Source organism: Candidatus Eisenbacteria bacterium (assembly GCA_018831195.1).
In the GTDB taxonomy this organism is placed as follows: Bacteria; Eisenbacteria; RBG-16-71-46; order CAIMUX01; family JAHJDP01; genus JAHJDP01.
The window spans coordinates 209406-222138 of sequence record JAHJDP010000087.1; the positions used below are offsets into that span (position 1 = coordinate 209406).

The 12733-nt window shown below is 55.0% G+C and carries 7 protein-coding genes; 4 read left to right on the forward strand and 3 right to left on the reverse strand.

The features are described from left to right. Positions 1-17: 17 nt before the first annotated feature. Positions 18-2789 (forward strand): VCBS repeat-containing protein, encoded by a 2772-nt coding sequence (locus KJ970_15635; protein ID MBU2692354.1) that lies wholly within the window; start codon positions 18-20, stop codon positions 2787-2789. 347 nt (positions 2790-3136) lie between these two features. Here the strand turns inward: KJ970_15635 and KJ970_15640 are convergent, their stop codons facing one another. After that, positions 3137-4204, reverse strand: coding sequence for a DUF362 domain-containing protein (locus KJ970_15640; GenBank protein ID MBU2692355.1), 1068 nt, complete (start codon positions 4202-4204; stop codon positions 3137-3139). Positions 4205-4317: 113 nt separating this feature from the next. On the opposite strand from KJ970_15640, the gene KJ970_15645 reads away from it, so the two are divergent. Beyond that, complete coding sequence (locus tag KJ970_15645; protein MBU2692356.1) at positions 4318-6591, forward strand: glycosyltransferase family 39 protein; 2274 nt, start codon at positions 4318-4320, stop codon at positions 6589-6591. A 76-nt stretch (positions 6592-6667) separates the two neighbouring features. Here KJ970_15645 and KJ970_15650 read toward each other — a convergent pair whose 3' ends face one another. Next, positions 6668-10030, reverse strand: coding sequence for a PDZ domain-containing protein (locus KJ970_15650; protein ID MBU2692357.1), 3363 nt, complete (start codon positions 10028-10030; stop codon positions 6668-6670). A gap of 289 nt (positions 10031-10319) precedes the next feature. On the opposite strand from KJ970_15650, the gene KJ970_15655 reads away from it, so the two are divergent. Both KJ970_15655 and KJ970_15660 read left to right on the forward strand, forming a co-directional pair. Next, positions 10320-11006, forward strand: coding sequence for an ABC transporter ATP-binding protein (locus KJ970_15655; protein ID MBU2692358.1), 687 nt, complete (start codon positions 10320-10322; stop codon positions 11004-11006). Positions 11007-11148: 142 nt separating this feature from the next. Beyond that, positions 11149-12537, forward strand: coding sequence for an ABC transporter permease (locus KJ970_15660; protein MBU2692359.1), 1389 nt, complete (start codon positions 11149-11151; stop codon positions 12535-12537). Here the strand turns inward: KJ970_15660 and KJ970_15665 are convergent. After that, the coding region (locus KJ970_15665; GenBank protein ID MBU2692360.1) for a hypothetical protein at positions 12534-12733 on the reverse strand (200 nt) is incomplete at its 5' end. The genes KJ970_15660 and KJ970_15665 overlap by 4 nt on opposite strands.

Below are 12733 nucleotides of genomic sequence, written 5' to 3' on the forward strand. Positions count from 1 at the left end.
GCCTTTTGGGGGGAGGTGTGAGGTTTTCTATTGCGGCTATCAACTGCTGTTTCATCGCGGCTTTTCTTACCGTGTCTGTCCAGCCGGAAGACAGCCCCGCTGAGAATATCTCGCACTCTCCCGCAGCGGCGACCTTTATCGATTCATCCGACGTTGTAGAGAATGTCTCATCCGGCCGGATTTCTCTCCAACTCGATGGATATAACTGCTCCATCCCTTGCGACGCGACCCACGATCCCGATATACCCCATTCCGGTATTACCCGCGCTATTATTGTTATCCATGGAACCCTTCGCAACGCCGAGTCATATCTATCAGCCATCCTCGACGCCGCGTCTCTCGCGGGATGCGCGACCGATTCCACCATGGTGATCGCGCCCCAGTTCTTGGCCGAACAGGATCTTGTTCTTCACTCCCTCCCCTCCGGCATCGCCTTCTGGGCCTATATGGGATGGCGGCAGGGAGATCTCTCGCTGAACACGCCCGCACATCCCAGACCCTGGCGGATCAGTTCTTATGCCGTGATCGATACGATTCTCTTCCGATTGGCAATGCTCAATCCCGCCCTTCGCAAGATTGTTTTGGTGGGGCATTCCGCCGGTGGACAATTCACTCATCGTTACGCCGCGGCCTCCCTCATCCCGACAATCCTGGATGATCAATTCGGCATTGAAGTCCAACATATCATCGCGAATCCCTCATCCTATCTTTACTTTACTGATGAGAGATGGGTCGCCGGCACAGCCTATGAATTTGAAACCCCTTCCGAACAAGACAGCGAATTGTGCCCGCAGTTCAACGACTACAAATACGGGCTCAGATTCCCAAATGAATATATGGATGCCGGCGCCGATGTTGTCCTTCAGCAGTACCAACAACGAAACATTGCTTGTCTCTTGGGATCCGATGACACCAACCCCTATGAATTGTACCTCGACACATCCTGTATGGCGGGGTTCCAAGGCCGTCACCGCTTGGAACGCGGTCTTGTTTATACCTATTATCTTCATTATCTTTTCGGCCCGAATGCTCTGGAAAATAACCATACCGCGGTTATCGCGGGGATCGCCCATGACTATCGAGGGATCTTCACCTCGGAATGCGGACTCCACTATCTTTTTGACACGGGGGAATGCATACCACTTCCTCCAACTCCGCCCTGGGCGGATGTCACAACCTCCCTTCTAAAAAACCGGGAAACGAGGGCTGCGGCTTGGGGAGATGCTGATAATGATGGGCATCTGGATCTCTATCTCGCCGGACTTGAAAAATCCAACAAGCTTCTTGCCGGCGATGGAAACGCCGGCTTCGTGGATGTGACCAGCGATCCTTTAGATAATGATGGTCCCGGCATGTGCGCAGCCTGGGGGGATTATGATAATGACCGCCTATTGGACTTATACATAAGCAATTGGAATGAGGAAAACAAGCTCCTTAGAAACCTGGGCTCATTTGAATTCGAGGATACTTCAAACAACTTGCTGCAAATAGCAGGGCCCTCGTGCGATGTAAAGTGGAGCGATTATGACAATGACGGCGATTTGGATCTCTATGTGACCCGAACGAATAGCCAGCCCAACCAACTTTTCAGAAATGAGGGGGACGGATCTTTTTCAGATGCGACCAGCGGTCCTTTGGGGGGTTCCCAACACAGCAGGGGCTGCGCCTGGGGGGATTACGATAACGATGGCGACATGGACTTGTATATTTGTAACGGAAGCGCGCCGAATCTTTTACTTAGGAATGACGGCGCCGGACTATTTATGGATGTCACCGCGCCGCCGCTAAATGACACTTCGAGCGGTTCCAGCGCGGCATGGGGAGACTATGACAACGACGGCTATTTGGATCTTTACGTCGTGAATCGCGAATCGGCGGATCATTTATTCCACAATGAGCGCGCCGAATACTTTACCGATGAGACGCACGGCGCGATGACCTCCCCGCTGAACGGGCGTTCGGCCTGCTGGGGCGATTATGATAACGACGGGTACCTGGATCTCTATGTGGCCGTTTTGGGCGGGTCGAATATTTTGCTGCACAATATCGGCGGCAGTCTATTTGAAGATGCGACCGAGTTTCCTCTTGGCAATCCGGAAGCAGGGTACAGCGCGTCATGGGGAGATTATGACAACGACGGTGATTTGGATCTCTATGTGGCCAACAGCGACGGCGACAACAACCTTTTCCAAAACAATCTCGAGACGGGGAATCACTGGCTTCAAATCGATCTCGAAGGAGAGGTTTCTAATTCCTTCGGTGTCGGCTCCAGAATCAGGATCGTTGTCGGCGGCAAACAACAGATCCGAGAAGTGGGAACCGGGGCCGGGTCTCTATCGCAGAACGCCCTAACCGCCTCTTTCGGCCTGGCGGCCTCAACAATGATCGATACCTTGGAGATACAATGGCCCAGCGGAATAACCCAAGTGTTCCGGTATGTGACAGCGGATCGCCGGCTCAGGATCAATGAAACCATGACGTCTTCTGTCCTTGATCCGCCGCGGCGGCAGGGGGTTCTATTATATCCGCCCTGCCCCAATCCTTCGCGGGGTTCCGCCACGCTCCAATATCTTCTATCCGGCCACGCTCACGTGTCGCTTCGTGTTCTGGATATAGCGGGCCGGGTCGTGGCGGTTTTGAAGGATCATAGAATGGAACAGCCTGGCCTATATAAGGTTAGCTGGGGCGATTCCGGGCCGGCGGGGCGACGGGCGCCTGCGGGGATCTACTTCTACACCCTGGAAAGCAACGGCATCACTCAAACACGCAAATTCCTTCTCTTGAGATAAGGTCAACTGTCCTAACTGAGCTATCAACCCGACTTAATCAGGCCTTTTCTCCGGGGCCTTCTCTTTTGGAGCCTCTTTCTGGCCCGCCACCTGGCAGGCGGAAGTGGCTCAGGTGCGGATGCCAAGTTTCGGTAACACCACATACTGCAGCAAGATCCATCCGGCCAGGACGGCCAAAAATACGAGAAGATTATGCATGGCCCGGCTCCTTATAATTTTTTGTCTCATAGCATCTCCCCCCCTTAGGGTAACATGCTTCTACCATCAATCCCCCTCCGGGGTCCTCATTCCGGCCATTATTCTCCCCGCTCACGTCGCCGCCGGGGCGGAAGAGCTTCGCTTTTAGACTAATCAACCAGCACAAGTTCCGCGGAGCTTTGGCCAAGGCCGAGTTCCGCCGCATAGTGGATCTGAATCATGCCATCCCGGTCGGGATAGGACATTGATTCGAGCGTGCGCCCGGCGCGCTCTTTCACAAGCTCCATCACCGCCAGATCAATGGCGACGGGATCGTGCGACGCAAGGATGCCGATATCTTCGCAAAGGGGATCTTGCCTCTTGCTGAGACAGTCACAATCTTTTGTTATACCCATCGCCACGGTGACATAACCGATCCGCCCAGGCTTGCCCCGGACAACGGCGGCGGCGTGTTCAACAATCCGCTCTTGAAGCTCCCGGCCCATGATCGTCCAATCAAAACGGACGGCGCCGTCGAGACACATGGCCACGCACTCGCCGCATCCGATGCACAGTTCCTTCACAATCTCAGCGCCCGCATTGACGGTGATCGCGTTTTCCGGGCACCAGACGGCGCAGGTTCCACAGGAGGTGCACTTCTTTAGATCGATATGCGGATGCTGGCCGCTGTGTTGGCGCAGTTTTCCCTTCTTGGCGCTGAGTCCCATTCCCAAATTCTTCAGCGCCCCGCCGAACCCCGTTCCAAGATGCCCGGTGGCGTGGGTCAGCACAAGCATACTGCGCGCCTGAATCGCGGCCGAGGCGATCGCCACCGTTTTGTAATGTTTACCCGAAACGGTCACCTCAATCTCTTCGCTGCCGTTCAAGCCGTCTGTCGGTATAAACGGCGCGCCCGTACCTTCGATTGAGAATCCATGTTCATAGGCTACCTGCGCATGATCGACCCCGTTATCCCGGCGGCTTTTATAGAGAACCGCCGTATCGGTCAGAAAGGGCCTCGCTCCGGCTTCCTTCATACAGTCCACCAGGGCCGCCGCGACGACCGGCGAAAGATGCGGTTCGCGGCCCGGCTCCCCCACGTGAAGCTTCAGAGCCGCGAGGTCCTGCTTGCGGAAACAATTTGCCAATCCGGCCTGCCGCCACAACGCCCGAATCTTTTGATGGATCTGATCCTTGGTTTCCGTACTTTGGGCCGGGACGAGATAAACTTTACTCATGAGTGGCGACTCCATCGGTTTTGGGTATAAACTTGCCGGAGGATCATCCTGTTTCACTTGGAAATCTACCAGATCCCAGGGTGTATCGAAAGGGAGGAGGCCCCGACAGGCCCATGACAAAGCATCCCGCAACGGACCGGCCTTTGAGAGTCCGGCCTGTAATAGCTTGGTTTCTAGCTCAGATACGTGATCCCCTGACCGCTATCTCCCTGCTTTACGGTCTTGGCTGGCTGATCCTCTCGAGCCTGATCCGGCCGATTGGCGATTACGGGGTCGAAACCGATTTCTACAATGATGTTGTCTTCACCCGGCAGTGGATGACCGGAAATCCAACCATCATGAACGGATTCCGGGGCCCGTTCTACCACCTCCTCCTCGGTCTCCTCATACTCCCATTCCGTGATCCATTTCTAACCGGGAAAGTGATCTCGGTTGTCTCGGCAGCCGCTGGATTGCGCCTGGCCGGTGGGATTGTGAAGCGCTTCTTCGGCCCCCTGCCTGCCGTCTGCGCCATCCTTTTTATCGCCGGCAACAAAACATTTATTGAGCACACCTTTCGAGCCTGCACGGATATGCTTTTCTTCGCTCTGCTCGCTGGTGTTTTTTTACTGATCCTTCAAGAGGGCCGGAGATCTCTGAGGAATTGGGTGTTTGCAGGCGCGGCGGCCGGAGTGGCATGGTTGACGCGATATAATGGGATCCTTCTTCTCCCCTGCGCCGCTCTTGTCGCCTTTATCGCCCTCCGTCCCTTCCCGCGCGCCGTTAAACATTTCATCTCTTTTTTTGCAGCTTGGATCATCATCATCGCGCCCTGGTGCCTCTTCCTATGGATGAAGACGGGGGATCCTTTTTGGAACCGGTCCTATCAGAATGTCGCGATCGGTATCTATACGGCCAATTCCTCTATGGCACAGGTGGGAAGATTCATTTCGCAATTAAGCTTTTCATCACTTCTTGAGGTCTGGCAGGTCGATCCGGCCCATTTTATCACCGTCGCCGTTAAGAATGTCTACTATCACCTGCGGGATGACGCCACCCTGCTGGTTGGGATTCCTTTCGCCGCCGTTGCGGCGCTTGGTCTCATCTTCAACATCCGGCGTCTATCGCAGAGCCGGTACCTGGCTTATACGCTTTGCGGTTTGCTGATCTTTCTCGGCATGTCGGTTATCTTTTATAATTCGCGGTTCATGATCCCCCTGCTTCTCTGGTGGTCTCTTTTCGCCGCTGCTTTCATCTTCGTCATCGCTTCATTTCTTTCCGGCGCCCGCAGGTGGGGCCGGCTTGTCGCTATGACCCTCGCCGGCTCTCTGGGCCTCGTCGCCATCCTTGGAAATCTGGCGGTTGTCAAGGAATCGATGGATCCGATGACCTCCAGCTTCCCAGCCGTCTCGATAAAGGAACTCGCGAAAAAGCTAAAAGAAGGCGGTGTTGTGATCAATGCAACAACCCCGATCGCAGCCCGCAAACCCCACATCGGGTCCTTTTTTAACGCCCCCGTGGTTCCCATTCCCTATGGGAACATTGATGACCTGCGCGAGAGCGGTGCGCATTATCTGCTCATCTCCGGGCCGGAGCTGAATGTCACGCCCCAACTGAAGGATCTTCTTTTGAGCACGGACCCCGCGGATGTGCCGGACGGCCTCCGCCTTGTCAAGAGGGTCATTCTTTCAACACGTGGCGGGTATTCCCGCGTCGCCGCCATCTTCGCCATTGAAAATCCAAAACCATGGACACCCAAGCCTCCTCCCTCGGTGACCCGGCCGGGTGAGATCCTTCCCGGAATGTCCCGCGTGGACGCCCTTCGGGTTCAATTAGCCGCTTGGTATCAAATATGGGAACCCCAGAGGGAAGTTGCGCCGCTAATAGGACACCTGGCTCCCGAAGCACAGAAACATCCTGAAGCTTTACTGGTGTTGGGAAACGCGGCCTTTAAAAAACGCGATGCGAAAAGGGCTGAAGTTTTGTATATCCAGGCCCTTGCGGCGGATCCGAAATATCTCACCGCCGGCATCCGCCTCACTGCTGAGCTCCGTCTTGCCGGTGCGCGGTATCTTCAGGACAAAGATCTCTCAATTGATCCTCTTATTCCGAGATTGGAACCTGAATACGGCCCGCCGGCCGAGACGCCCTCGGCTTTCTGGTTCCTGGTTGGAAACACTTACCTTGCGCGCGGGGATTATGCGGCCGCGTTGGCTCCATTGGCCCGCTGTCTTGAGATCGATCCCGACGCCGCCGTCTGTTATCGAGCCCTTGGCGATGCCCTTCACTTTTTGGGATGGTATGAAAAGGCTCTTTATCATTATTCCCGCTACTTGAGATACGAGCCGAAGGATAAGGAAATTGAAAAGACGGTGGAAAAACTAAGAAGAATCATTGAAGACGGGTGACTTAATTAAATGGCGCCGGATCCATCGGGACCCGGCGCCAATTTCATTCAACCGTCACTGGATATTATTCTTTAAATCAATTTTCGTTCTTAAAGGCGTCGCGATCCTTCCGCGGTGCGGGTCCGAAGTTGGGCTTCAACGGCGGCTTTTCTTTGTGTAGCCGCAGAACCTCTTCAATGCCGCGGTTAAGCTGGCTGTCGATACCTTTCGCCAGTTCCTGTGGCAGATTGCGGACTTCGATATCGGGCTCGACACCACGGCCTTCAAGCCCCCAGCCCTTTTGGCTATCCCACCAAGCGTACTCCGGCCGCGTTACAAGTCCGTTGTCGATGAAGGGTTTGCTCATATCGATCCCAACAACACCGCCCCAGGTGCGTGTCCCGATGATCGGCGCCAATCCGGCCAGCTGAACCGCCGCCGGAAAGATATCGCCGTCAGAACCGGCGTTCTCGTTCGTCAGGACAACAAAGGGGCCGTTTAATGTTCTATAAGGATAAACGGACGGCGAGCCGTAGCGCGGCCGGTCCCAACTGATGATCGTCCGCATAAACCGGCTCAGCAACAACTGTGATACAAATCCCCCGCCGTTCCAGCGCACATCAACGATCATCCCCTCTTTGTCCAGCTGTGGATAATACCAGGTGTCGAACTCAATGAGCCCGTCGCTGCCCATATCGGGAACATGAATATATCCAATCTTGCCACCGGTTTTCTCTGCGACATACTCACGGTTCCGCCGAACCCAATCGGAATAGCGCAGCTCGCTATCGGATCCGATCGGCGTCACGATAACATCGCGGGCGCCGTCTGTTTTGGGTTTGTCATTAACTGTGAGCAGCACAGGAACATCGGTGAAGTTTTCAAAACTCGCCTCGAATGGACGATCCTTTAGGAAAGGCTTTTGATTAACCGCGAGAATATAGGTTCCTTCTTTAATATCAACTCCCGGCTCAAGCAGCGGCGATCGCACACGATCCGGGTCACCACCGTGATAAATCCGATCGACCTTGAAATAGTCACCCTCCCGCGTCAAACGCGCACCGAGGAGCCCTGTGGAAATATGAGGCACGCGAACGGCGTTATCGCCTCCCCAGACATAGGTATGACCGGTTGACAACTCGCCAATCATCTCCGCGATGACATCCTGGAGATCCCCCCGATTTCCGAGGAGCGGCAGCAGCGTCGCATACTGGTCGCGGATCGCCTCCCAATCCAAGCCGCACATGCTTTCATCCCAATAATGGTCGCGCAGATTCCGCCACGCCTCATAGAATATCTGTTCCCACTCATCCCGCGGATGGAGCTCGATAATGACGCCATCCAGCGAGATCGCACTGTCGGATAGATCGTCACCCGGAGGGCTCCCCGTGCCGACAACATAGATCTCTCCGCGGTCTTTCATAACCGCCATTTTGCTGGCGCCCGCCCGCAGGCTGTACCCGGAGACACCGCCCATGAACTTGTCGGCTTCCTTCTCCTCCAGATCAAAGGCCATGATCGATCCCGGCGGGGCCTCCCTGCGATCTCCATCCGCCATTCCCCTCGTCGGGGAGGAAAAGTAAAAGAGCTTGCCGCTGACGGCGCCAAGAGCACGGTAATTCCCGGCATCAACCGGCAGCTCGAGAACGCGCTCGGCCAGACCGTCAAATTCGATCTCGACCGGTTCCAGCTTGTCTTCATCTTCGTCGTCGTCTTTATCGCCGTCGTCATCTTTATCGCCGTCGTCGTCTTCGTCTTTATCGCCCTTTTTGTCTTTGTCTTTATCTTTGTCTTTATCTTTTTTGTCTTCGTCGCCGGCTTTGGGCGGGATGCCGTTGGCGTCGGCAAGAGGATTTTCTACATCGGGGCGAAGAAGAAGCATGTAGAGCTTGCCCGATTCAATGGCGATCGTCTCGAAATCGAAAGCCCCGATGTGGGGATTCACATTCCGTTCACTGGCGAAATAGAGGTACTTGCCGTCGGGATCCCAGGCGGGGGAATGATCGTCCGTCAACCAGCTCGTGACCTGATGGATTTCCTTCTCCTGTGTGTCATAGATAAAGATCGAACCGAAATCGACCGTGTTCCGTTTGTCATAGGCCAGCCACCGGCCGTCAGGACTCCATTCATAACTTCTAATCTGGCTCTCTTTACATTGATCCACCTTAGTCCTGGTGTTGCCCTCAACTTCAATAATGTATAGGTTGTGGGCTTGGTCGACATAGGCGATATTCTTGCCATCGGGCGACCAGACGGGCGGATGGATCCACTTCGTCTCTTTGGCGACCGTTAATTTCTTGATATCTCCACGGCCCCAAGAATCAGCTGTGACAATTTCCTGCTCTCTGCTCTCATCGGTAATGTATAGAATTCTCTTTCCCTTGGGATCAAGATCGACGAATCTGTCGCGGGCGCCGCTTCCCTTTGTAATGGGCAGCGTGACACCATCTTTTACTGGAATTGTGAAAATCTCGCCGCGGGCGGAGATGACGACGCGTTCACCATCCGGGGAAAGCGTAAAATCGGTGATATACTGCCCCGGATCTGAATAGCGTTTCCGGGTTAGGGTATTCTCACTGGGAAGATCAATCTCAACGGCGCGATCCTGATTCGTGGATGGATCGTAGATATGCAGGCCGCCGGCATACATATAGATAATCCGGCCGTCGGGTCCCATCGTTGTGGTGCGTGCATCCCATTTGTCATGATGTGTATGCTGTTTGCGATCCGAACCATCCGGCATCATCGACCAGATATTTCCCGTGCCCCCCTGGTCGGTAAGAAAATAGATCCGGCCGTTAAAAAACATGGGATAGAGATCGTTACCGTCGAAGTGTGTTACTTCTTTGAAATCGGCGCGATCGGGATGCCCCACCCAGATTTCCGGCGCCGTGCCGCCGCGATACCGCTTCCAGGTTCCGCCACCCCATGTCCGGTGAAAGGCCCATAGCCCGGTCTTGGGATCGATGTCGATCATCACCGCGCGGCCGATGGGCAGCTGTTCCACATCGCCGCCGGCGGCCGGTATGGTGAACAACTCCGCATCATGGGTGGGTGAGTAGCGGTAGCTCCGGAAAATGATCTTTTTGCCGTCGGGGGTCCATCCGACGACCATATCGGGGGAAGGATTCCATGTCAGGCGTGTGGGTTCTCCTCCATCGGCGGAGATAATATAGACATCATTATTGCCGTCATACACTCCTGTGAAGGCCACCCATTTCCCGTCCGGCGAAAAATGTGCAAGCTGTTCATCGCCGGGAAATGTTGTAAGTCGGCGGACATTGCTACCGTCGGTATTTGCCGTCCAAAGATCACCGTCAACTGAAAAAACAATCCGGTCACCATAGATGTCCGGATCCTGAAGATAACCTGGTTTTGCTGATGCCGCCGAAAAGATGACTGTCGTCATGAAAAGGCTTAGGACGGCGATGAGCGACGCGCGTGCCATCAGTGACTTCATAGAACCTCCTCTGCACAAACCCCAATATTCAACCCCAATAGGCGAACCCAATCCCCGCAAAAAGCCGAGATCCAACGCAGATAAGTGGTGTATGGATAGGCAGGCCAATTCAGCCCCGGCGAGGCCTAACCTGTTGAAGACTACTCTCATGAATACGGATTGTCAGCCTCTCCAGTTGCATACATTATAAGGGTCGCAATGGGAATCGCACGAAATCAGGATCTGCATACTGGATCATGGAAAATCATACCGGAACAGTGGGCATTACTGAGGGATCATGAGAGGAAGCATGCTGAGCGCCACGGGTCTGACACGCATCTTTCGTCTCGGCGGACAGGAGATTCGCGCCGTCGACGGTGTCGATTTGGAAATCCGGGAGGGCGAATATACTCGTATCACGGGCGCCTCCGGATCCGGTAAGTCTACTTTATTAAACCTGTTAGCCGGACTTGATACGCCCTCTTCCGGCTGCATCACGACACCGGAGGGTGTTCTCTCCGACTTCTCCTCGCGACGACTGGCCGCTTACCGGGCCCATCAAGTCGGGATGGTCTTCCAGTCTTTCAACCTGATTCCCCACCGGACGGCCCTTCAGAACGTGGAGCTGGGGATGCTCTTTCTCGGCCGGCCCCGGGCGGAGCGGCACCAGCGGGCCGAGGAAATCCTTGCTCGATTGGGCCTCGCCGATCGGCTGCACCACCGCCCGAACGACCTTTCTGGCGGCGAACAACAGCGGGTTTCCCTCGCCCGCGCCCTTGCCAAGCAACCGAAGATGCTGATGGCTGATGAGCCGACGGGAAATCTCGACCGCGACACCTCCATCGAAATTTCAAGATTGTTAAAGGAGCTGAACGCAGAGGGACTGACGGTGATTTTAGTAACGCACGACACGGATCTTGCGGTGTCGGATGCCCACCGGACATTGAAGATGAGTTACGGCAAAATTGTTGAAGAGACGCCGCGGCAATCGATCTAGTTGCGGCCCTTATCGCCCATTTATTCAATGCCGTCGTGGCGGTGGCGATGGCCATCCCTAAAAGACGCGATCTTTTCTCATCCTTGATGCCCCACGGCCTGGTTTTCTTGTCATGGCACAGGAAGTATGACAGCATTCAGTCATGATCCACCGCGACTTCGTTACTATCGCCATGGGCAATCTCTGGCGGATGAAGCTCCGCTCGGCGCTGACTATCTCTGGTGTCGTCATTGGCATCGGGGCGCTGGTGTCGATGCTGTCTTTTGCCTTCGGGGCGCAAAAAAACGTGTCGGATCAATTTCAATCCCTGGGCCTCTTTCATACGCTGCATGTGATGCCGGTTCCGGAGGAAGAGTCGAAAGAGGCGGACTCCTCGGCGGCCGCCGCCGGCAATCCCACCCCGATCATTGATGATGCCGCCTTGACGCAGATAGAACAGCTTCCAGGCGTCACCCTTGTTTATCCGGAAGATATCTTTGATGCGCGCATTGAGTGGGGAGAGAAGAGGCTCTCTATCATGGCGCAATCGATGCCGGCCGCCTTTGTTGAGAAGCCGGGGATGCTGAAGATGCTCGCCGGAAATTTCTTTTCTTCCGATGATGTTCATGAGGTGGTCTTAGATAAAAGGCTCGTTGAAAGACTCGGCGCCGAGCCCGACTCGATTATCGGCGATTCGATCCTGATCAAGGTAACCGGGAAAAAAATGATCATTCGCGAGTTCGCGGTGGATCTTCTTCGCGACCTAAAGGCTTCAGAGCCGTTGCAAGATGCGGCACGCCAGGTCGCCGATATTGTTCTTGAGGGGCTTGGCGCGAGCGAGGTTCGTCTTGTCGTTTCGGGCGTCGCGGATTTTCAGGGGCGGTTCGGATTCCGATTGCACGATATTATGATCCCCTCCGGTGTCGCCGGCGGTCTTGATAGAATGAGTTTCAGCAATCCGATGGAGCTGCTCTCGATGATGACCGCTCCAGGACGGCAGGGTTACTCCCTCGCCGTCGTGACACTGGCGCCGGATACTGATCACACGGTTATCCGCGACGCCATTGACGATATGGGATTTCGCACGTTCAGTTTTATTGAGCAATTCGAGGAAATGAAGGACCAGTTTTTATTGTTCGATCTGATGATGGGGATTGTCGGTTTTATAGCCATTGTTGTCGCCTCGCTCGGCATTATGAATACGATGATCATGTCGATCCTCGAGCGCACCCGCGAGATCGGCATTTTGAAGTCCCTCGGTGCTGAAGATGGTCAGATCCGCTGGCTCTTTCTGATGGAATCCGGCATCATCGGCTTTCTCGGCGGTATCGGAGGCGTCATTCTCGGGTGGATTGTCTCCCGCATCGCATCCTTGGTGATTCAACGCATCATGGTTTCACGGGGCATGCCCGAGGTCGAAATGTTCTATCTCCCCTGGTTGCTGGTTATCGCCTCCATCGCCTTTGGGATACTGGTCAGCCTGCTGGCCGGGATGTACCCCGCCCGGCGCGCGGTTCGTGTCGATCCGGTACAGGCGCTTCGAAACGATTAGTTGTCTGACGCCGGACGCACCCGCACATCTCCCCGGTATGCCGGCTCTTCGCACTCCGCTGAGAACCTCAATCCTAATGTATAAGTAACTCCGCCCGGCGCATCGCCTTCGCAGCGCATTCTCATTTGATGTACAATGCCGCGGTGATGCACGGAGCAAAGTGTAATGAGATTGTCGGGTTCGTCGGACCCGCCCC